Annotated in this window: 3 protein-coding genes; all 3 read left to right on the top strand. The window is 73.7% G+C overall.

Features of this window, described 5'->3' with window-relative positions; genetic code table 11:
- Nucleotides 1-119 precede the first annotated feature (119 nt).
- The 3 genes from ACZ6AA_RS08270 to ACZ6AA_RS08260 are packed head-to-tail and all read left to right on the top strand — an operon-like array spanning nt 120 to nt 24,563.
- On the top strand, nt 120-6,797 hold the full coding sequence (locus ACZ6AA_RS08270) for an amino acid adenylation domain-containing protein (RefSeq protein WP_471456926.1): 6,678 nt from the start codon (nt 120-122) through the stop codon (nt 6,795-6,797).
- Nucleotides 6,798-24,329: an amino acid adenylation domain-containing protein gene (locus tag ACZ6AA_RS08265; protein ID WP_471456924.1), complete on the top strand. Its 17,532-nt coding sequence runs from the start codon at nt 6,798-6,800 to the stop codon at nt 24,327-24,329.
- A 15-nt stretch (nt 24,330-24,344) separates the two neighbouring features.
- Nucleotides 24,345-24,563, top strand: a complete 219-nt coding sequence (locus ACZ6AA_RS08260; protein WP_468483125.1) for an MbtH family protein — start codon at nt 24,345-24,347, stop codon at nt 24,561-24,563.
- Nucleotides 24,564-24,627: the final 64 nt, after the last annotated feature.

Genomic DNA, 24,627 nt, shown 5'->3' with positions numbered 1-24,627 from the left:
CGAGGCACCGGCGAATGCTGGGTTCCGTTGCGCTGCCATGGCTCGCCGCCGCCCCACCGGCGCCGCGAACTGTTCGCTCACCGCGTCCCGCACGGAATTTCTGAGCCTCTGGAGCCTTCGTGACCGACCCTCATGAGTCTTCCGCCACAGCCCTGCCCGCCCCCGACGCGACCGTCGCCGCGCTCTTCGCGCGCCAGGCGGCCGCGACACCGGACGCGGTGGCGGTCGTCGGCGGACCCGACGTCGCGTGGACCTACCGCCAGCTCGACGAGCGCGCCGACCGGCTCGCGCGGGTGCTCACCGGGCACGGGGTGCGCCAGGAGTCGATCGTCGGCGTGGCGCTGCGCCGGTCGCCGGAGTACGTCGTGTCGGTCCTCGCCGTGCTCAAGGCGGGCGGCGGCTATCTGCCGGTCGACCCCGACTACCCGGCCGAGCGCCTCGACTTCATGCTGACCGACGCCGCGCCGACGGTCCTGGTGACCGACACCGAGACCGCCCGCTCCCTGCCCCCGAGCACCGTCCCGCACCTCGTCCTCGACGGGCCCGGCACGAGAGAGGCGCTCGCGCGGAGCGGGCCGCGAACCACCGAAGCGACCACGCCGAGCGGACCGCGTACGACCGACGCCCCCCAGACCCCGGCCGCGCCCCCGCCCGGGCACCCCGACAACCTCGCGTACGTCATCTACACCTCCGGCTCGACCGGCACCCCCAAGGGCGTGGCCGTCACCCACCACGACGTGGTGACCCTCGCCCTGGACGGCCGCTACGCGGGCGGCGCGCACACCCGCGTCCTGCAGCACGCCCCGCTCGCCTTCGACGCCTCGACGTACGAACTGTGGGTGCCGCTGCTGTCCGGCGGCACCGTGGTCGTGGCCCCGCCGGGTGTCCTCGACGCGACCGCCCTGGCCGCCCTCATCACCGAACACCGCGTCACCGCCGCCTTCATGTCCGCCGGTCTGTTCAAGGTCGTCGCCGAGGAGCGGCCGGAGAGCTTCACCGGGATGCGGGAGGTGTGGGCCGGGGGTGACGTGGTGTCACCCGAGGCGGTGCGGCGGGTGCTGCGCGGCTGCCCGGACCTGACGGTCGTCAACGGCTACGGCCCGACCGAGACGACGACGTTCGCCCTGTGCCGCCCGGTGTCCGAGCCCGCCGACGTGGCCGAGCCGTTCCCCGTCGGCTGGGCGATGGACAGCATCGACGCGTACGTCCTGGACGACGGGCTGCGCCCGGTGGCGCCCGGCACCAGCGGCGAGCTGTACCTGGCGGGTCCGGGCCTCGCCCGCGGCTATCTGAACCGCCACGCCCTGACCGCCGAGCGCTTCGTGGCCTGCCCCTTCGGCGCGCCCGGCGAGCGCATGTACCGCACCGGCGACGTCGTCTCCCGCACCCCCGACGGCGAAGTGAGCTTCGAGGGCCGCTCGGACGCCCAGGTGAAGATCCGCGGCTTCCGCATCGAGCCCGGCGAGATCGAGGCCGCCCTGGAACTGCACCCCCGGGTGGCGCACGCCGTGGTCGTCCCGCACGAGGGGCGCGGCAACCGGGGCAAGCAACTGGTCGGCTATGTCGTCCCGGCCGCCGACGACGCCACCCTGGAGGCCGAACGCGGCGGCGGCACGGGCCACTTCGGCCTCCAGGCGGGCCTCGGCCCCGGCGAGCTGCGCGCCTTCCTCGCCCGCACCCTGCCCGAGTACCTGATCCCGGCCGCGTTCGTGGTCATCGACGCACTGCCGCTCACGGCCAACGGCAAGCTCGACCGGGCGGGACTGCCGGAGCCGGAGTTCCGCGGCGCCGTCTACCGGGCGCCGCGCACGGAGCGGGAGGAGATACTCGCCGCGCTGTTCGCCGAGGTCCTCGGCGTGGAGCGGGTCGGCGTCGACGACGACTTCTTCGTCGTCGGCGGCGACAGCATCCAGTCGATCCAGCTGGTCACCCGGGCGCGCGCCCGCGGTGTGGTGCTCAGCACCCGGGAGGTCTTCGAGCGGCGCACGGTCGCCGACCTCGCCGAGACCGCGGCCGCCAACGCGGCGAACGCCGCCGGGACCGGTGAAGACGCCCCGGTCCTCGCGGAGTTCGAGAGCGGCGGCATCGGCTTCGTACCGCATCTGCCGGTGACGCGCTGGCTGCAGGGCCGCGGCCCCGGCTTCGAACGGTTCCTCCAGGCGATGGTCCTCGACCTGCCCCAGGGCATCGACGAGGCGGGCCTCGCTGCGACGCTCGGCGCGGTCGTCGACCGGCACGACCTGCTGCGGGCACGCCTGGTGCAGGGCGTCCTCAGCGGCCTGGTCACCCAGGCCCCGGGCTCCGTGGACACGGCGTCGCTCATCCGGCGCGTGGAGTGCGCGGGCCAGTGGGACGCGGACGAGTGGCACAAGTCGCTGCTCGCCGAACTGGACGCCGCCGCCGGACGCCTCGACCCCGTCGCCGGGACCGTCGCGCAGTTCGTGTGGTTCGACGCCGGGCCCGAGCGGGCCGGGCGGCTGCTGCTCGCCCTGCACCACCTGGTCGTCGACGGCGTCTCGTGGCGCATCCTGATGCCCGACCTGGCGGCGGCCTGGCAGCAGGTGCGCGCCGGTACGACACCTGAACTCGCGCCGGTCGCCACCTCCGTGCGCCGCTGGTCGCACGCCCTGGTCGAGGAGGCGGGCCGCCCCGGCCGCACCGCGGAACTGGAGCACTGGAAGTCCGTCGTCGAAGGACCGGACCCGGTGCTCGGCACCCGGCGGCTCGACCCCGCCGTCGACGTCGTCGCCACCCTCGGCAAGGTGCGGGTGCAGCTGCCCCCGGCCGTCACCGAGGCGCTCCTGACCACCCTGCCCGCGACCTACCGGGGCGGTGTGAACGACGGCCTGCTCGCCGCCTTGGCGATGGCGGTCGCGCGGTGGCGGCACGGCCGTGGCGTCGAGGAACCGTCCACGCTGATCCGCCTCGAGGGGCACGGCCGTGAGGAGACCGTGGCGCCGGGCGCCGATCTGTCGCGCACCGTCGGCTGGTTCACCAGCGTCTTCCCGGTCCGCCTCGACCTCTCGGGCACCGACCTCGACGAGGCCTTCGCGGGCGGCGCCGCCGCGGGCCGCGCCGTCAAGACCGTCAAGGAGCACCTGGCCGGCGTCCCCGACAAGGGCATGGGCTACGGCCTGCTGCGCTACCTCAACCCCGAGACCACCGACGCCCTCAAGGGCCACGAGGCCGGCCAGATCTCCTTCAACTACCTGGGCCGCTTCTCCGCCGCCGCCGACATGCCCGAGAACCTGCGCGGCCTCGGCTTCACCCAGACCCCCGGCCTGACGGAACTTGCCGAACTGGACGCGGGCCAGGACCCCCGCATGGCCGCCCTCGCCGAGCTCGACATCAACGCCCACGTCACCGACACCCCCGAAGGCCCCAGCCTCGGCGCCCTGTTCACTGCCCCGCAAGGCGTGCTCAGCGCCGCGGAGGTGCGTGAACTCGCAGACCTCTGGTGCGCCGCACTCACCGGCCTCGCCCGGCACACCGCCGACCCCGGCGCCGGTGGCCTCACCCCCTCCGACGTGCTCCTCACCCCCGTCGAGCAGGGCGACATCGAGGGCTGGGAGCGGCGCTACCCCGGCCTGTCCGACGTCTGGCCGGCCTCGCCCCTGCAGTCCGGACTGCTCTTCCACTCCAAGCTGGTCGCCGAGTCCGGATCCGACTTCGACGCCTACCACGAGCAGTACGTCCTGCACCTGTCCGGACCCGTGGACACCACCCGGCTGCGCACCGCCGCCCAGGCCCTGCTCGACCGCCACCCCGCCCTGCGCGTCGCGTTCGTGCCCGGCCCCGGAGGCGACCTGGTCCAACTCGTCGTCGACGGCGTCGAGGTGCCCTGGCGCCACCTCGACCTCACCGGCCACGCCGCGGCCGAACGCACCACGGCGTACGAGGACTTCCTCGCCGAGGACCTGAAGGCCCACTTCGACCCGGCCGCGCCGCCCATGCTGCGCCTGGCCCACATCATCACGGAGGCCGACCGCCACGCCGTCGTCCTGACGGTGCACCACGTCCTGGTGGACGGCTGGTCGCTGCCGCTGCTCATCCAGGACCTGCTGCAGCTCTACGCGGCGGACGGCGACGCCTCGGCGCTCGGGCGGGCCCGCAGCTACCGGGAGTACCTGGCCTGGCTGGAGCGGCAGGACCCGCAGGAGTCCCTGCGCGCCTGGGCCGACGAACTCGACGGCGTCACCGAGCCGACGCTGGTCGCCCCCGCCGCCCTCGACACCGCGAGCCCCGGCATCGACCAGACCGACGTCCCGCTCACCCCCGCCCAGGTCCGTGAACTCGCCGCCCGCGCCGCCGACTCGGGCGTCACCCTGAACACCCTCGTCCAGGGCGCCTGGGGAGTCCTCCTCGGCCAGCTGACCGGACGGCAGGACGTGGTGTTCTCCGCGACGGTGTCCGGACGGCCGCCCACGCTGCCGGGCGTCGACTCCGTCGTCGGCATGTTCCTCAACACCGTTCCCGTACGCGTCCGCTGCGCACCCGCGACACCCTTCGCGGCGGTCCTCACCGAACTCCAGGACCGGCAGGCCGCGCTCCTCGACCACCACCACCTCGGCCTCACCGAGATCCAGCGCGGCACCGGGCTCGCGGCGCTCTTCGACACCGTGGTCGCCTTCGAGTCGTTCCCGCTGGACCGCACGGGCATCGCCGAGGCGAGCGAGGCCGCCGGGATCTCGGTGAGCGGCCTGCGCTCCTTCACCGCGAGCCACTACCCGGTGACCCTGTTCGTCTACCCCGACGGCGCCCACCCGCGCCTGACCGTCCAGTACCAGCGGCACGCCCTCGACGCGGCCGCGGCCGACGACCTGGCCACCCGCCTCGGCCGCGTCCTGACGGGGCTCACCGAGGAGCCGGGCACCCCCGTGGGCCTCGTCGACCTCCTCGACGACGGCGAGCGCCACCGGATCGTCGGCGAGTGGAACGACACCGCGGAGCCGACGGCCGCGCACACGATCCCCGAGCTGATCGAGAAGCAGGTCGCCGAGACGCCCGACGCCACCGCCGTGGTCTGCGGCGAACACTCCCTCACGTACCGCGAGTTGAACGCCCGCGCCAACGTCCTCGCCCGCGAGCTGTGCGCGCGCGGCGCCGGGCCGGAACAGGTGGTGGGCCTGGCCCTGCCGCGCACGGCGGACCTCGTCACCGGCATGCTCGCCGTCCTCAAGTCGGGCGCCGGATACCTCCCGATCGACCCCGCCTACCCCAGCCACCGCCTGGACTTCATCCTCGCCCAGGCCCGCCCGGCCCTGATCCTCACCGACTCCGCGACGGTCGAGGTGCTGCCGAGGACGGACACGCCGTCCCTGTACCTCGACGACGTGGACCTCCAGGGCGCCCCGGACCGGGTGGGCCCGGACAGGACCGAGCCGCCGAGCCCGGACCACCTGGCGTACGTGATGTACACCTCCGGCTCCACCGGCACCCCCAAGGGGGTCATGATCACGCACGCCAACGTGGTCAACGGCGTCGCCCGGCTCGCCCGGCGCGTGGGCGTCGACGCGTCCACGCGGATGCTGGCCGGCACCTCCGTCAACTTCGACGTGTCCGTCTTCGAGATCGTCACCACCCTCTCCCGGGGTGGCTGCGTCGAAGTGGTCCGCGACGCCATGGTCCTCGGCGAACGCACCTCCCTGACCGCCGACGTGATCAGCACGGTGCCGTCGGTCTTCGCCGAACTCCGCGACCAGATGGGCACCATCACCGGGCTCAGGACCGTGGTGTTCGCCGGTGAGGCGCTGCCCGCGTCCCTGGTCGCCAAGGTGCGCGAGGCCCTGCCCGGCGTGCGCGTGATCAACGCATACGGCCAGAGCGAGTCGTTCTACGCCACCACCTTCACCGCCGACGACACCTGGCAGGGCACCGCCAGCGCGCCCATCGGCACCCCGATCGGCAACATGCGCACCTACGTCCTCGGCCCCGGCCTCACCCCCGTACCGCCCGGCGTGGTCGGCGAGCTGTACGTGGCGGGCCGCCTCGGCCGCGGCTACCACCGGCAGCAGTCCCTGACCGCCGAGCGCTTCGTCGCCGACCCCTTCGGCCCGGCGGGCGCGCGCATGTACCGCACCGGGGACCTGGCCCGCTGGAACGCCGAAGGGCAGCTCGAATACGCCGGGCGCGCCGACGACCAGATCAAGATCCGCGGAGTGCGCGTCGAGCCCGCGGAGGTCGAGGCGGCCCTCATCGGCCACCCCGATGTGGCGCAGGCCGTGGTCGTGGCCCGGGACTGCACCGGCAAGGCGGGCAAGCAACTCGTCGGCTACGTGGTGCCGGAGCCGGACGACGGCGCCGGGGGAGGGGGCGGGGCCGGGCTCACCGCCGGTACCCGGACCGCCGGAAGCGCCGACGCCCTGATCGCCGCGCTGCGCGAGCACCTCACCGCACTCCTCCCGGCCCACCTGGTGCCCACCGGCCTCGTGGCCCTCGCCGAGATCCCCCTCACCGCCAACGGCAAGGTGGACCGCAAGGCGCTTCCCGACCCCGCGCCCGCCGCGCAGAGCGCCGGGCGGGCCCCGCGCACTCCGCAGGAAGCACAGCTCTGCTCGTTGTTCGCCGAAGTCCTCGGCCTCGACCGGGTCGGCATCGACGACAACTTCTTCGACCTGGGCGGCCACTCCCTGCTCGCCACCCGCCTGACCAATCACATCCGCGACAGCTTCGGCGTCGACGTTCCCATCCGCGCGGTGCTCGACTCCCGCGACGTCGCCGACCTCTCGCGCACCGTCCTGGAGGCATCGACCACCAGGCGGCCCCGTCTGCAGAAGATGAACAGGAGTGCAAAGTAAATGATCCCGTTGTCCTATGCGCAGCGCCGTCTGTGGTTCATCGACCGTTTCGAGGGTCCCTCGGCCACATACAACCTCCCGTTCCTCATCGAGCTGACGGGTGAGCTGAACGTGGCGGCGCTCACCGCGGCCGTACGGGACGTGGTGGTCCGGCACGAGAGCCTGCGCACCCTGATCATCGACAACGCCGACGGCGTACCGGCACAGGAGGTCGTCCCCGCCGAGGACGTCCACCTGGACGTGCCGCTCGTCGAGGTGGCGCCCGCGGACCGGGACGCGGCCGTCGCACGGGCCGCCCAGTACGCGTTCACGCTGGCCGAGGAGATCCCCGTACGGGCCACCCTGTTCCGCAGCGGCCCCCAGGACCACCAGCTGCTCCTGCTCGCCCACCACATCGCCACCGACGGCGAGTCCATGGCCCCGCTCGTCCGCGACCTCGCCGCCGCCTACACCGCACGCGCCGAGGGCGCCGAACCCGACCTGCCCGAACTCCCCGTGCAGTACGTCGACTACACGATGTGGCAGCGCGACCTGCTCGGCGACGAGAACGACCCCAAGAGCATCCTCGCCACCCAGCTCGACTACTGGCGCGGCGAACTCACCGGCGTCCCGCAGCCGCTGCGCCTGCCCGCCGACCGGCCGCGCCCGCCCGTCGCCGGACGCCACGGCGACGTCGTGGACTTCCGCGTCGACGCGGAGCTGTACGGCCGGGCCGAGGAGCTCGCCCACCGCCACGGCGTGACCGCGCCGATGGTCTTCCAGGCGGCGCTCGCGGCGCTCCTGCAGCAGCTCGGCGCGGGCGCGGACGTCACCATCGGCTCCACCGTCGCGGGCCGCATGGACAGCCAGCTCGACGACCTGGTCGGCTTCTTCGTCAACACCTGGGTGCTGCGCACCGACCTGTCCGGCACCCCGTCCTTCGAGGACCTGCTCGGCCGGGTCCGCGAGAAGGCCATGGCCGCCTACGACCACCAGGACGCCCCCTTCGAGCGCCTGGTGGAGATGCTCAACCCCGAGCGGTCCACGGCCTACCACCCGCTGTTCCAGACGATGTTCACCTGGGAGACCCACCGCTCGGTCACCCTCGAACTCCACGGCGGCCTCACCGCCCGCTGCACCGGCCTGCCGACGCCGACCGCCAAGTTCGACCTGGAGTTCAGCTGCTTCGCGGACCCCGACGAGCCGGGCCTTTCCGTGTCCCTGGAGTACGCCACCGAGCTGTTCGACCGGTCCACGGCCGAAGCCGTCGCCGAACGCTATGTCCGCCTCGTGCGCCACCTCGTGGACGCGCCGGAGCGGCCCGTCGCCCTCGCGGACGTCCTGGACGCGGGCGAGCGCAGGCTCGTCCTCGGCACCTTCAACGAGACGGCGGCGGAGACGCCCGAGGTGAGCATCGCGGGCCTGGTCGAGCGCCGGGCCGAGGCGACACCCGACGCGCTCGCCGTGGTCCACGGCGACACGGAGCTGACCTACGCCGAACTCGACGCGCGGGCCGGGCTGCTCGCCCGCGAGCTCGTGGCACGCGGCGCCGGTCCGGAGAGCGTCGTCGGCCTGGCGCTGCCGCGCTCCGCCGACCTGGTCGTGGCCATGCTCGGCATCCTCAAGTCCGGTGCCGCCTATCTGCCGATCGACCCCCGCTACCCCAGCACCCGCCTGGACCACATCCTCCGCGACGCCCGCCCGTGCCTGGTCCTGACCAGCGCCGACACCGTGGGCGTGCTGCCGACGACGGACATACCGACGCTGTTCGTCGACGACGTCGACTTCGAGCCGGGCGACGCGGAGGGCCGAGGCGGCGAACTGCCGCGCGTCAAGCCCGCGAACGCCGCCTACGTGATGTACACCTCCGGCTCCACCGGTGTGCCCAAGGGCGTGACCATCACCCACCGCGACGTCGTCAACGGCGTGCTGCGCCTGGCCGACGCCATCGGCATCGACGCGGGCACCCGCACGCTGGCCGGCACCTCGGTCAACTTCGACGTGTCCGTCTTCGAGACGATCACGACCCTGGCCGTCGGCGGCACCCTCGAAGTGGTCCGCGACATCCTGGTCGTCGGCGAGCGCGGCGGCTGGTCCGGCGGCATCATCAGCACCGTCCCCTCCGTCTTCGCCGAACTCCTCGACCAGGTCGGCGGGAAGCTCCAGGCCGACGCGGTGGTCTTCGCGGGCGAGGCCCTGCCCGCCGCCCTCGTCGAGCGGGTGCGCGAGGCCATCCCCGGCGTCCGCGTCGTCAACGCCTACGGCCAGACCGAGTCGTTCTACGCCACCACCTTCACCGCCGACGACAGCTGGCGCGGCACCGGCAGCGCCCCCATCGGCGCCCCCCTCGGCAACATGCGCGCCTACGTCCTCGGCCCCGGCCTGGAGCCGGTGGCACCGGGCGTCGTGGGCGAGCTGTACGTCGCGGGCAACGTGGCCCGCGGTTACCACGGCCGCGCCGCACTCACCGCCGAACGCTTCGTCCCCGACCCGTACGGCGAGCCCGGCGCGCGGATGTACCGCACCGGCGACCTCGCCCGCTGGACCCCGGACGGACAGCTGGAGTACGCGGGCCGCGACGACGCGCAGGTCAAGGTGCGCGGCTTCCGCATCGAGCCCGGCGAGATCGAGGCGGCCCTGACCGCGCACCCGGGCGTCGCGCAGGCCGTGGTGACCACCCACGCGGGCCCCGGCTCCACCCAACTGGTCGGCTATGTCGTGCCGGTCGACTCCGGCGAGGGCGGCCTCGACAGCGTGTCGAGCCTCGGCGACCTGGACCTGGACCTCACGGCGATCGTGTCCGCGCGGGACCTGCGCCGGTTCGTCTCCGGGCGGCTGCCCGAGTTCATGGTGCCGTCGGTGTTCGTGATGCTCGACCGCCTTCCGCTGGCACCCAACGGCAAGCTGGACCACAAGGCGTTGCCGGAGCCGGAGTTCACCGGCGGCGAGTACCGCGCCCCGCGCACCGCCGAGGAAGTCACCCTCGCCGCCGTCTACGCCGAGGTCCTCGGCCTCGAACGCGTCGGCGTCGACGACGACTTCTTCGCCATCGGCGGCGACAGCATCCGCTCCATCCAGGTGGTCTCCCGCGCCCGCGCCCAGGGCGTCGACGTCACACCGCGGCAGATCTTCGAGTGCCGCACCGTGGCCGAGCTGGCGCAGGCGGCGGGCGAGGGCCCGGGCCGTCCCGTCCTCGACGAACTGGACGGCGGCGGTGTCGGCTTCGTGCCGCTCCTTCCCATCGGTCACTACCTGACCCAACTGGGCGGCGGCACCGACCGGTTCACCATGTCGATGACCGTGGACCTGCCCGCCGGGATCGACGAGCGCGGCCTGCTCGCCACCCTCGGCGCGGTCCTCGACCGGCACGACATCCTCCGCTCCCGGCTCGTCACCGACCCCGCCCCCGGACTCGACGTGACCGGCCCCGGCACGGTCGACGCGGGCGCGCTGCTGCACCGCGTCACCTGGAGCGGCGCCTGGGACGGCGCGTGGCGCGACCAGGCCGCCGCCGAACTCGACGCCGCCGCGGACCGCCTCGACGCGCGGCGCGGAGTGATGGCGCAGTTCGTGTGGTTCGACGCGGGCGCCGACACCGCGGGACGCCTCCTGATCCTGCTGCACCACTTCGTCGTCGACGGCGTGTCCTGGCGCATCCTGCTGCCCGACCTCGCCGAGGCCTGGCGCCAGGTCCGCGACGGCCGCACCCCCGAACTCGCCGAGGTCACCACCTCCGTACGGCGCTGGGCGCACGCCCTGGCCGACGAGGCGGCCGGCGAGCGGCGCACGAGCGAGCTGGCGCTGTGGCGCGCGATCGTCACCGGCCCCGACCCGGACCTCGGCGGGCGGCCGTTCGACCCGGCGGTGGACGTGTGCGCCACCGTGCGGACGGTGCACATGGACCTGCCGACGGCGGCCACCGAAACGCTCCTCACCACCCTGCCCGGCGCGTTCCGCGGCGGAGTGAACGACGGCCTCCTCGCCGCCCTCGCCCTCGCCGTCGCCAAGTGGCGGCGCGGCCGGGGTGTGGCCGACGACGCCTCCGCCTCGACGCTGATCCGCCTGGAGGGCCACGGCCGCGAGGAAGCGGCGGCGCCGGGCGCGGACCTGTCCCGCACGGTCGGCTGGTTCACCAGCGTCTACCCGGTGCGCCTCGACGTGGCGGGCGTGGACGTCGACGACGCCCTCGCGGGCGGCCGCGCCGCCGGTGCCGCCGTCAAGGCCGTCAAGGAACAGCTCCTCGCCGTGCCCGACAAGGGCGTCGGCTACGGCATGCTGCGCCACCTCAACGCCGAGACCGCCGAGATCCTGGAGCGCTACCCCACCGGGCAGATCTCCTTCAACTACCTGGGCCACTACACGGGCTCCGGCAACATGCCCGAGCACCTGCGCGGCCTCGGCTTCACCCAGGCCGACGGCACCACCGAGCTGATCGCCGACCTCGACGCGGACATGCCCGCCCTCGCGACCCTCGCGGTGAGCGCCTACGTCACCGACACACCGCAGGGCCCGCGCCTGGACGCCCGCCTCGACTTCCCCTCCGGCCTGCTGTCCCAGGGCGAGGCCGAGGAGCTCGCCGCCCTGTGGCGCACGGCCCTCGAAGGCGTCGCCCGCCACGCCGACCAGCCGGACGCGGGCGGCCTGACGCCCTCCGACGTTCCGCTGGTCACCGCCGACCAGGCCCAGCTCGAAGCGTGGGAGGAGCGCTACCCGCACCTCGCCGACGTCTGGCCGCTCACCGCCATGCAGGACGGCCTGCTCTTCCACGCGGAACTGGCAGGCGCCTCCTTCGACGCCTACCAGATGCAGCTCGTCTTCCACCTCAACGGCGAGGTCGACGGCGCCCGGATGCGCGCCGCCGGACAGGCACTCCTGGAGCGCTACCCGACCCTGCGGGCCGCGTTCGTCATGGCCGACAACGGCCGCCGCGTCCAGCTCGTGCACGAGCACGTCGAGCTGCCCTGGGCCGAGTACGACCTCAGCGGCCTCGCCGACGGCGAGCGCGAGCAGCGGCTCAAGCGCCACCTCGCCGAGGAGCACGCCCGCCACTTCGACCCGGCCACCGCGCCCCTGGTGCGCATGTCGCTGGTCAAGCTGGCCGCCGACCGGTGGGAGCTGGTCTTCACCGCCCACCACGTCCTGTTCGACGGCTGGTCGCTGCCCCTCGTCATGGAGGACCTGCTGCGCCTGTACGGCTCGGCGGGCGACGCGAGCGGCCTCGGCAGGATCCGCGACTACCGCGACTTCCTGTCCTGGCTCGCCGAGCGGGACGAGGGCGCGGCGGCCCGCGCCTGGGCCACGGAGCTGTCCGGCGTCGAGTCACCGACGCTCCTCGCGCCGGGCGCGGCCGACAGCGACGCGGAACCGGCGGGCATCGCCATGGCGGACGTACCGCTGTCCCCGGAGACGGGCCGCGACCTGGCGCGCCGGGCCGCCGACCTCGGCATCACCCTGAACACCCTGATCCAGGGCTCCTGGGCGGTCCTCCTCGCGGGCCTGACCGGGCGCCAGGACGTGGTGTTCGGCACCACGGTCTCCGGCCGCCCGCCCCAGGTCACGGGGGCCGACGAGATGGTCGGCCTGTTCATCAACTCGCTGCCCGTGCGGGTGAACTGCGCCCCCGGCACCACCCTGCGCGAGCTCCTCACCGACCTGCAGGAGCGCCAGAGCGCGCTGCTCGACCACCACCATCACGGGCTGCTCGACATCCACCAGGCGGTGGGCCTGCCGACGCTGTTCGACACCATGGTCGGCTACGAGTCCTTCCCGATCGACGCCGTCGCCCTCAGCGAGGCCGGAGCCGCCGCCGGGATCGAGCTGACCGGCATCAGCCCGCTCAGCGGCGCGCACTACCCGCTGGTCGTCATGGCGCTCGCCGAGCCGCACCTGAAGGTCGGCATCGAGTACCGGCCGCACGTGTTCGACGCCGCCCAGGTCGGCGCCATCGCGGGCCGCCTCGCGCGGATCCTGGAACTCCTGGCGCGCGACGCGGACACCCCGGTGGCCGCCCTCGGCATCCTGGAGGACGACGAGCGCAAGCGGATCCTCACCGACTGGAACGACACCCCCGCCGCGATCGCCCGGCAGACCGTCCCCCAGGTCTTCGAGGCGCACGTGGCACGGACCCCGGACGCCCCCGCCGTGGTGGACGGCGCCCGGACCCTGACGTACCGGGACCTCGACGAGCGGGCCAACCGCCTCGCCCGGGTCCTGGCCGCGCGGGGCGTCGGGCAGGAGTCCGTGGTCGGGCTCGCCCTGCCGCGCTCCGTGGAGCAGATCGTGTCGCTCCTGGCCATCGAGAAGGCGGGCGGCGCCTATCTGCCCGTCGACCCCGAATACCCGGCCGACCGCCTCGCGTTCATGCTCAGCGACGCCGACCCCACCCTGGTGGTGACCGACGCGCGGATCGCCGCCGACCTGCCCGAGAGCCCCTGCCCGTTCCTGGTCGTCGACGAGCCCGACACCGCCGCCGAGATCACCGCCGCCTCGGCGGAGCCGCTGGCCTCCGCGCAGGCCGGGCAGCTGGACCAGCTCGCCTACCTGATGTATACCTCCGGCTCCACGGGCCGCCCCAAGGGCGTGGGCGTGACCCACCGGGGCGTCGTGAGCCTCGCGGCCGACAGCTGCTACGCGGGCGGCAACCACGAGCGCGCCCTCATGCACAACGCGCAGGCCTTCGACGCCTCCACCTACGACCAGTGGATCCCCCTGCTCGGCGGCGGCACCATCGTCATCACCCCGCCCGGCCGCCTGGACGCGGCCACCCTTGCGGCGGCCGTGCGCGAGCACGACGTGACCGGCGTCGTCATGACGGCGGGCCTGTTCATGGTCATCGCCGACGAGATGCCCGAGGCCTTCACCGGCGTGCGCGAGGTCTGGTCGGCCGGTGACGCGGTGGCGCCCGCCCTGGTGCGGCGCGTCCTCGACACCTGCCCCGGCCTGCGGGTCGTCAACGGCTACGGGCCCACCGAGGCCACCATGGCCACCTCCATCCACAACATGGAGCGCCACGAGGACATCGGCGAGGTCGTCCCGATCGGCCGCCCCCTCGACAGCACCCAGGTCTACGTCCTGGACGCCGCGCTGCGGCCCGTCCTTCCCGGCGTGCCCGGCGAGCTGTACATCGGCGGGGAGCGCCTGGCCCGCGGCTACCGCAACCGCCCGGGCCTGACCGCCGAGCGCTTCGTGGCCTGCCCCTTCGGCGCGCCGGGGGAGCGGATGTACCGCACCGGCGACGTCGTGGCCTGGACCGACGAGGGCCTGTTGGTCTTCCACGGCCGCGTCGACACCCAGGTCAAGATCCGCGGCTTCCGCATCGAACCCGCCGAGGTCGAGGCGGCCCTCTCCACCCACCCCGGTGTCGCGCAGGCCGTGGTGACGGTCCAGGAGGACGAGGCCGGGGAGCGGCGCCTCATGGGCTACGTCGTCCCGCACCTGGACGGCACCGGCCAGAGCGCCGCCGCCGAGCGCCAGGTCGAGGAGTGGGAGACCATCTACGACCAGGTCTACTCCGCGGCGAACACCGTCTGGGGCGAGGACTTCACCGGCTGGGACTCCACCTACACCGACCGGCCGCTCGCCCTGCACGAGATGCGCGAGTGGCGGGACGCGGCGGTCCGGCAGATCCTCAGCCGCGGCCCGCGCCGCGTCCTGGAGATCGGCGTCGGCTCCGGCCTGCTGATGGCGCACGTCCTGCCGCACGTGGAGCAGTACTGGGCCACCGACCTGTCGTCCGCCGTCATCGAGCGCCTCGCCCACGAGGCCGAGCAGGCCGGGTACGCCGACAAGGCGACCCTGCGCCACCGCGCCGCCGACGACGTGACCGGGCTGCCCCAGGGCCACTTCGACACCGTCGTGCTCAACTCGGTGGTGCAGTACTTCCCGGACGCCGACTACCTCGACCGCGTCCTGGCGCAGGCCTTCGAACTCCTCGCGCCCGGCGGCCGGATCATCGTCGGCGACGTCCGCAACGCCGCCACCCTGCGGCTGTTCCGCGCGGGCGTCCAGCACGCCCACCAGCCGGAGGCAGCCACCTCCCAGGCCCGGGCCGCGATCACCCGCGCCATGCTCATGGAGCAGGAACTGGTCCTGGACCCGGAGTGGTTCACCCAGTGGGCCGCGCGGCACGGCGCCGCCGGCGTGGACATCCGCCTCAAGCCCGGCCGCGCCCACAACGAACTCACCCGCCACCGCTACGAGGCCGTGCTGCACAAGCAGCCCGCGGCGCCGGTGGAGCTGACCGAGGCGCCCCCGCTGTACTGGGGCCGCCAGGTCGGCGACCTGCGCGAGCTGGCGCAGCTGTGCGCCGCCCGCGAGGACACCGAGGTGCTGCGGGTCGTGGGCATCCCCAACGCCCGCCTCACGGAGGAGGTGGACCTCGCGGTCGCCGCGGGGCTCATGACCGCCCCCGCCGTGACGGGCCCCGCCGTGGACCCGCAGGACGTCTGGGACCAGGCCGCCGAGCAGGGCTGGACGGTGCTCCTGACCTGGTCGGGAGCGGTGGCCGAGAGCTTCGACGTCCTGGTCTTCCCGCAGGGCCCCGAACTGCCCGACCAGTTGACGGGCCTCTTCGTGCCCGCCGGACGCGCCGACCGCGAGCTGGCCAGCGAGCCCGCCGCGGCCGGACGCATCGGCACCCTCGTGGGCTCGCTGCGCGACTACCTCACCGAGCGGCTGCCCGCGCACCAGGTGCCCGCATCGGTGGTGGCCATCGCCGAGGTGCCCCTGATGGCCAGCGGCAAGCTGGACCGCAAGGCGCTGCCCGTCGCCGACTTCGTCGCCCAGGCCACAGGACGGGACCCGCGCACCCCGCAGGAAGAGCTGCTGTGCGGCCTGTTCGCCGAGGTCCTCGGCCTGGACCGGGTCGGCATCGACGACGACTTCTTCGCCCTGGGCGGCCACTCGCTGCTCGCCACCCGCCTGGTGAGCCGCATCCGCGCCGTCCTCGGTGTGGAGCTGCCCATCCGCGCGGTGTTCGCCGCGCCGACGGTGGTGGGCCTGTCCGGTCACCTCTCCGAGGGCGACCGGGCCCGCCCGCCGATGGTCCGCGTCGAGCCGCGCCCGGAGCGGGTGCCGCTGTCCTTCGCCCAGCGCCGCCTGTGGTTCCTCGACAAGTTCGAGGGCCCCTCGGCCACGTACAACGCGCCCTTCCCGCTGCGCCTGACGGGCGATCTTGACCCCGACGCGCTCGCGGCGGCGGTACGCGACGTGGTGACCCGGCACGAGAGTCTGCGCACCCTCTTCGCCGAGGACCCCGACGGCACCCCCTACCAGCGGGTCCTGCCGGCCGCCGAGGTGCGCCTCGACGTGCCCGTGGTGGACGTGGCGGCGGCGGACCTGACCGCCTCGATCATGGACTTCGCTTCCTACCGCTTCGACCTGGCCACGGAGATCCCCGTGCGCACGGTGCTGCTGCGGCTCGCCGAGCACGACCACGTCCTGGTCCTGATGGTCCATCACATCGCCAGTGACGGCTCCTCGATGGCGCCCATGTTCCGTGACCTCGCGGACGCCTATGCGGCCCGGCTCGCGGGTCAGGCCCCGCGCTGGCCCGAACTGCCCGCCCAGTACGTCGACTACACCCTGTGGCAGCGCGACCTGCTCGGCGACGAGAACGACCCCGACAGCCTGCTCACGGCCCAGTTCGACTACTGGCGCGGCGAGCTGACCGGCGTACCGCAGCCCCTGCAACTGCCCACCGACCGCACCCGGCCGCCCAAGGCCAGCCACCGCGGCGCCCACGTCGACTTCGCCCTCGACCCGGATACCGTCGCGGGCATCGGCGAACTGGCCCGGGAGCGCGGCGCGACCGTGGCGATCGTCCTGGAGGCCGCCCTCGCGGTGCTCCTGAACCGCCTCGGCGGTGGCGACGACGTCACCATCGGCTCGCCGATCGCCAACCGCACCGACGAGAACCTGACCGACATGGTCGGCTTCTTCGTCAACACCTGGGTGCTGCGCGCCCGCCTCGACGGCAACCCCACCTTCAACGACGTCCTGGACCAGGTCCGCACCAAGTCCCTTGCCGCCTACGACCACCAGGACGTGCCCTTCGAGCGCCTGGTGGAGGTCCTGAACCCGGAGCGCTCCACGGCGTACTCGCCACTGTTCCAGGTGATGTTCGCCTGGCAGAACTTCAACCGGCAGGACTTCGAACTCTCCGGCCTGCAGGTCGAGTTCGAGCGCGTGCCCAACGACACCGTCAAGTTCGACCTGTTCTTCAACATGGCCGACCTGCCCGGGCGTGGCGTCCTCGGCGTCCTGGAGTACGCCACCGACCTGTTCGACGAGGGCACCGCCCGCACGATCGCCGACCGCTTCGTGCGCCTGCTCGACCGGCTCGCCGCCGAACCCGCGCGGCCCGTCGCCACCGTCGACCTGGTCGAGCCGGACGAGCGCGAACTGGTCCTGCGCGGCTTCAACGACACCGCCGCCGAGACACCCGACCTGACCGTGCCGCAGCTCATCGCCGAGCAGGCCGCCCGGACTCCGCGGGCGACCGCCGTCGTCTTCGGCGAGGAGCAGCTCACCTACGCCGAACTGGAGGCCCGCACCGACCGGGTGGCCCACGCGCTCGCCGCGCGCGGCGTCGGCCCGGAGACGATCGTCGGCCTGAACCTGCCGCGCTCGGCCGACCTCGTGGTCGCCATGCTCGGCATCCTCAAGGCGGGCGGCGCCTACCTGCCGATCGACCCCAAGTACCCGAGCACCCGCCTGGACCACATCCTCGACGACGCCCGCCCCGCGCTCATCCTGAAGAGCCTCGACGACCTCGGGGACCTGACGGACGACGGCGCGGACGCCCCGGTGACGGCGGCGCGGCCCGCGAACGCCGCGTACGTGATGTACACCTCCGGCTCCACCGGTGTGCCCAAGGGCGTGACCATCACCCACCGCGACGTCGTCAACGGCGTGCTGCGCCTTGCGGAGTCCGTCGGCATCGACGCGGGCACCCGCACGCTTGCGGGCACCTCGGTCAACTTCGACGTGTCCGTCTTCGAGACCGTCACCACGCTCGCCCGGGGCGGCACCGTCGAGGTCGTCCGCGACGTACTGGTCGTCGGCGAGCGCGGCGGGTGGTCCGGCGGCGTGATCAGCACCGTCCCGTCCGTCCTCGCCGGGCTGCTCGACCAGGCCGACGTGGACATCACGGCGGACGCGGTGGTGTTCGCGGGCGAGGCCCTGCCCGCCTCGCTCGTGGAGCGGGTGCGCGAGGCCATCCCCGGCGTGCGCGTCGTCAACGCCTACGGCCAGACCGAGTCTTTCTACGCCACCACCAGCACCATCGCCGAGGACGGCACCGGCGCCGCGGGCGCCCCCATCGGCGCCCCGCTCGGCAACATGCGCGCCTACGTCCTCGGCCCGGGCCTCGCGCCCGTACCCGTCGGTGTGGTGGGCGAGCTGTACGTCGCGGGCAACGTGGCCCGCGGCTACCACGGCCGGGCCGCGCTCACCGCCGAGCGGTTCGTGCCCGACCCGTTCGGCGGGCCCGGCGCGCGGATGTACCGTACCGGCGACCTCGCCCGCTGGCGGGCCGACGGCCAGCTCGACTACGTCGGCCGCGGGGACGCGCAGGTCAAGGTGCGCGGCTTCCGCATCGAGCCCGGTGAGATCGAGGCGGCCCTCACCGCCCACCGCGCGGTGGCCCAGGCCGCCGTGGTCGCCCGGGAGGTGCGCGGCAGCACCCAGCTCGTCGGCTACGTCGTCCCGGTGGAGGTCGACGAGACCGGCGACAACTACGACATCACCGCCGGTGTCGAGGCCAGGGACCTGCGCAAGTTCGTGTCCGCGCGGCTGCCGGAGTTCATGGTGCCCGCCGCCTTCGTGATGCTGGACCGCCTCCCGCTGGCCCTGAACGGCAAGCTGGACCACAAGGCCCTGCCGGAGCCCGAGTTCACCGGCGGCGCCTACCGGGCGCCGCGCACCGCCGACGAGCACACGCTCGCCGCCGTGTACGCCGAGGTCCTCGGCCTGGAGAGCGTCGGCGTCGACGACGACTTCTTCGCCGTCGGCGGCGACAGCATCCGCTCCATCCAGGTGGTCTCCCGGGCCCGTGCCCAGGGCCTCGAGGTCACACCCCGGCAGATCTTCGAGCTGCGTACGGTCGCCGAGCTGGCCGAGGCCGCGGCCGCGGGCCGCACCGGCACCGTCCTGGAGGAGCTGGAGGGCGGCGGCGTCGGCTTCATGCCGCTGCTGCCGATCGGCCACTACCTTCTCGAACTGGGCGGCGGCAGCGACCGGTTCACCATGTCGACCGTCGTCGACCTGCCCGCGGGCATCGACCACGACGGCCTCGCCGCCACGCTCGGCGCGGTCGTCGACCGCCACGACATCCTCCGCTCCCGCCTGGTGCTCACCGGGACCAAGGGCCTGGAGGTGGCCGAGCCGGGCACGGTGGACGCCGCCGAGCTGGTCCACCGCGTGGAGTGGCGGGGCGGCTGGGACCGGCCGGACTGGCACGAGCGGGCCGCGGCGGAACTGGACGCGGCGGCGGGGCGGTTGGACCCGGAGGCCGGGTTGATGGCCCAGTTCGTCTGGTTCGACACCTCTGCCGCGCCGGGCCAGGGCGACTCCGAGGGCGCCGTCACACCCGGGCGCCTGATCATCGTCCTGCACCACTTCGCCGTCGACGGCGTCTCCTGGCGCATCCTCCTGCCCGACCTCGCCGAGGCCTGGCAGCAGCTCGGCCAGGGCCGCACCCCCGAACTCGCCCCGGTCACGACCTCCGTACGCCGCTGGTCGCACGCCCTCCAGGAGCACGCCACTGACGCCGACCGCGTCGCCGAACTCCCGCTGTGGCAGGGCATCCTGGACGGACCCGACCCGGCCATCGGGTCCCGTCCGTTCGACCCGGCGCTCGACGTGCGCGCCACCGTGGAGACCGTCCACCTCGAACTGCCGGTGGCCGCGACCGACACGCTCCTCACCACGCTGCCCGCAGCCTTCCACGGCGGCGTCAACGACGGCCTGCTCACCGCGCTGACGGTGGCCCTCGCCCAGTGGCGGCGCGCCCGGGGCGTCGACGAGCGCGACGCCTCCTCGGCGCTGATCCGCCTGGAGGGCCACGGCCGTGAGGAGAGCGCGGCGCCGGGCGCGGACCTGTCCCGCACGATGGGCTGGTTCACCAGCATGTTCCCGGTACGCCTGGACGTCGGCGGCTTCGACCTCGACGACGCCGCCACCGGCGGCCGGGCCGCGGGCGGCGCCATCAAGGCCGTCAAGGAGCAGCTGAACGCCGTACCGGACCACGGCATCGGATTCGGCCTGCTGCGCTACCTCAACCCCGAGACCGCGGCCGCCCTCCAGGACCACGGAACCGGGCAGATCTCCTTCAACTACCTCGGCCGGTTCGCCTCCGCCGACATGCCGGAGAGCCTGCGGGGCCTCGGCTGGACCGCCGCCGCCGACGTGGACGACCTGTTCGCCCAGCCCGACGCGGACATGCCCGCCATGGCCACCCTCGAAGTCACTGCGTACGTCACCGACACCGAGGCCGGACCGAGGCTCAGCGCGGGCATCGGCTTCCCCGGCGGGCTGCTCACCCGGGACGAGGCGCAGCAGCTCGCGGACCTGTGGCGCACGGCCCTCGAAGGCCTCGCCCGGCACGCCGAGCGGCCCGACGCGGGCGGCCTCACACCGTCGGACGTGCCGCTCGTCAAGGTCAGCCAGCGCGACCTCGAAGTGTGGACGGAGAGCCACCCGGGCCTGGTGGACGTGTGGCCGGTGACGCCGATGCAGTCGGGCCTGCTGTTCCACAGCATGATGGCCGACTCCTCGTTCGACGCCTACCACGTGCAGCTGACGTTCCACCTGTCCGGCGACGTCGACCCCGAGCGCATGCGCCGGGCCGGTCAGGTGCTCCTCGACCGGTACCCGAACCTCGGCGCCGCGTTCGTGACCAGCGCGGCGGGCGAGCCCGTACAGCTCATCCGCGACCGCGTCGAACTGCCGTACAAGGTCGTGGACTTGAGGGATCTCTCCGACACGGCGCGCGACGCCGAGCTGGAGCGGCTGCTCGCCGCCGACCACGCGGACCACTTCGACCCGGCGAAGCCGCCCCTGATGCGGCTCACCCTGGTCCTGATGGAGCCGGGCCGCTCGGAGCTGGTCTTCACCGCCAGCCACGCCCTGTACGACGGCTGGTCGATCCCGCACCTCCTGCAGGACCTGATCCGCGCCTACGGCACCGACGGCGACACCTCCGAGCTGCCGCGCGTGCGCCCCTACCGGGACTTCCTGACCTGGCTCGCCGGGCAGGACCGCGCCACCTCGGCCCGCGCCTGGGCCACCGAGCTGGACGGTGTGGACACGCCGACCATGCTCGCCGGGGCGGGAACGGATGCCGCCGGTGACGACGAGGGCGGGTTCGGGTCGGCCGAGGTGCCGCTGTCCACGGAGACGTCCCGGATGCTCTCGCAGCGGGCCGCCGAACTGGGCGTCACCCTCAACGTCCTGGTGCAGGGCACCTGGGGCGTCCTGCTCGGCGCCCTGACCGGGCGGCAGGACGTGGTGTTCGGCACCACCGTCTCCGGCCGACCGCCGCAGGTGCCCGGCGTCGACGACATGGTGGGCCTGTTCATCAACGCCCTGCCTGTGCGCGTGCGCTACACCCCGCAGGACACCCTCGCGCAGGTCCTGACCCGGCTCCAGCAGAGCCAGGCCGTCCTGATGGACCACCAGAACCACGGTCTGAGCGACATCCAGGACGCCGCGGGTCTCGGCACCCTCTTCGACACGATGGTCGTCTTCGAGTCCTACCCGATCGACCGGGCGGGCCTGGTCGAGGCGCACGACGAGGCGGGCATCGCCATCACCGGTGCCCGGCCCGTCACCGGCGCCCACTACCCGATGGGCGTGGCCGCCGAGGCCTCCCCGCACCTGCGCACGGGCCTGCACTACCAGGAGAGCCTGTTCGACCCCGCCACGGCCGCACGCATAGCCGCCGGCCTCGGGCGCCTCCTCGAGCAGCTGGCCGCCGACCCCGACACCCCCCTCGGCCACCTCGACCTGATGCCGAAGGCCGAGCTCGAACGGGTCGTCGCCGCATGGAACGACACGGTCGCCCCGGCGGCCGCGCGCACCATCCAGGAGGCGTTCGCCGAGCAGGCCGCGCAGGGGCCGGACCGGATCGCGGTGGTCCTCGGCGAGGAGCAGGTGACCTACCGGGAGCTGGACGAGCGGGCCGACCGGCTCGCCCGGGTGCTGGCCGCGCGCGGCGTCGGACAGGAGTCGGTGGTCGGACTCGCGCTGCCGCGCTCGGTGGAGCAAGTCGTCGCCGTCCTGGCCGTGTTGAAGGCGGGCGGCACCTATCTGCCCGTCGACCCGGACTACCCGGCCGAGCGCCTCGCGTTCCTCCTCGGCGACGCCGCACCGGTGCTCCTGGTGACCGACGCGGAGATCTCGGAGCGGCTCTTCGACAGCCCCTGCCCGCACCTGGTCGTCGACGAGCCCGGCACCGCGGCCGAGATCGCCCGGGCCGAGGCGGGACCGCTCGCCGCGGCCACCGCCGGACACCCGGACCAGCTCGCCTACGTGATGTACACCTCCGGCTCGACGGGGCTGCCCAAGGGCGTCGGCACCACCCATCGCGACGTGGTGCTCCTCGCCGCCGACAGCTGCTTCGCCGGCGGCCGCCACGAGCGGGTGCTGATGCACAACCCGCAGGCCTTCGACGCCTCGACGTACGAGCTGTGGATCCCGCTGCTCGGCGGCGGCACCGTCGTCGTCGCCCCGCCCGGACGCCTGGACGCGGCGGCCCTCGCGAAGCTGATCGCCGCGCACGGCGTGACCGGACTCGCCCTCGCGGCGGGACTGTTCATGACCATCGCCGACGAGAGCCCCGAGGCGTTCAGCGGGGCCCGCGAGGTGTGGACCGTCGGCGACGTGGTGGCCCCGGCCTCCCTGGAGCGGGCGCTGCGCACCTGCCCCGGACTCCAGGTCGTCAACGGCTACGGCCCGACCGAGACCACCGCGGCCACCTCCCACCACTTCGTGACCGACCCCGAGAACATCCCCGCCACCGTGCCGATCGGCGGGCCCATGGAGAACACCCGTCTGTACGTCCTCGACACGGCCCTGCGGCCGGTGCCGCCCGGCGTCCCCGGAGAGCTGTACGTCGCCGGGCAGCGCCTGGCCCGCGGCTATCTGGGGCGGCACGCCCTGACCGCGGAGCGCTTCGTGGCCTGCCCCTTCGGCGGGCCGGGGGAGCGCATGTACCGCACCGGTGACGTGGTGGCCTGGACCGAGGACGGCGGCCTGGTCTTCCAGGGCCGCGCCGACACCCAGGTCAAGATCCGCGGCTTCCGCATCGAACCCGGCGAGGTCGAGTCCGTCCTCGCGGGACACCCCGGCATCACCCAGGCCGTGGTGATCGCCCGCGACGACCGGGGCACCGGCAAACGCCTCGTCGCCTACGTCACCCCGGCCGAGGGGGAGGGACCGGACACCGACGAGCTGCGGGCCTTCGCCGCCGAGCGGCTGCCGGAGCACATGGTGCCGGCCGCGTTCGTCACCCTGGAGTCCATCCCGCTGGCCGGCGCCGGAAAGGTCGACCGCAAGGCGCTGCCCGCCCCCGAACTCGTCAGCGGGGCCGCCTACCGTGCCCCGCGCACCCCGCAGGAAGAGGTGCTCGCGGGCCTGTTCGCCCAGGTACTCGGCGTGGAGAAGGTGGGCATCGACGACAACTTCTTCGACCTCGGCGGCCACTCGCTGCTCGCCACCAAGCTCATCAGCCGCATCCGCACGGTCCTGATGGTCGAGGTGCCGATCCGCCTGGTGTTCCAGTCGCCGACCGTCGCCGACGTGGCCGCGCATCTGACCGGGGGCTCCGAAGCCACCGGGCACAGCGACCCGTTCGGCGTGGTGCTGCCCCTGAAGACCGGCGGCAGCAAGGCGCCCGTGTGGTTCATCCACCCCGGCTTCGGACTGTGCTGGTCCTACCTCGGCATGGCCACGCAGCTCGGCGACCGCCCGGCGTACGGCATCCAGGCCCGCGGCTTCGACGGGGCGCCGCTGCCGGAGACCTTCGAGGCCATGGTCTCCGACTACGCCGACCAGATCCTCTCCGTCCAGCCGGAAGGCCCCTTCCACCTCGTCGGCCACTCCATCGGCGGCCCGATCGGCCAGGCCGTCGCCGTGGAACTGCAGCGCCGTGGCCACGAGGTTCCCCTCGTCGTCCTCCTCGACGCCGTACCGGGCGACTGGTTCGCCGCACAGGAGGACGCGCGCCTGGACCTGTACGAGGCCAGGGACTTCCTGGAGAACTACCTGCCGGGCGAGGAGGACGGCGAGGAGCGCCGGGCGCTCATCGACAACGGCGCCGCCCTGATGGTCCAGCACGGCCGGATGGTCCGGGAGTTCAGCCAGCCGACGTACCGGGGCACCGCGCTGTTCTTCAAGGCCACGCGGAGCCCCGAGGCCCAGGCCGCCTTCTGGGAGCCCCACATCGAGGGCGACCTGCACACCTACGACATCGACGCCACGCACCTGGGCCTGAACGAGCCCGGGCCCGCGGCCGAGATGTGCTCCATCATCACCCGCCACCTCACGGACTAAGGACAGGGAGCCAGCATGAGCACCAACCCCTTCGACGACGAGAACGGCACGTTCTACGTCCTCGCCAACGACGACGAACAGCACTCCCTGTGGCCGCAGTTCGCCGAGGTCCCGCTGGGCTGGCGCGTCGTCTTCGGCACGGCGGACCGCGCCGCCTGCCTCGCCTACATCGAGGAGAACTGGACGGACCTGCGGCCCAAGAGCCTGCGCGAGGCCATGGCCGCGGGCGCGTGACGACGGCCCCCGCCGGTCGCGTACAGCAGCGCACCCCGCACACCACCCACCGCGCACAACCCCC

This window comes from Streptomyces sp. NPDC040610 (assembly GCF_055594065.1).
Note: the sequence above shows the minus strand (reverse complement) of the source record. Positions and strands in the feature narration are given on the sequence as shown.

Bases quoted from the DNA above. Each gene is read 5' to 3' on its own strand.
- ACZ6AA_RS08260 (WP_468483125.1), top strand. From the start codon at position 24,345: ATGAGCACCAACCCCTTCGACGACGAGAACGGCACGTTCTACGTCCTC.
- ACZ6AA_RS08265 (WP_471456924.1), top strand. From the start codon at position 6,798: ATGATCCCGTTGTCCTATGCGCAGCGCCGTCTGTGGTTCATCGACCGT.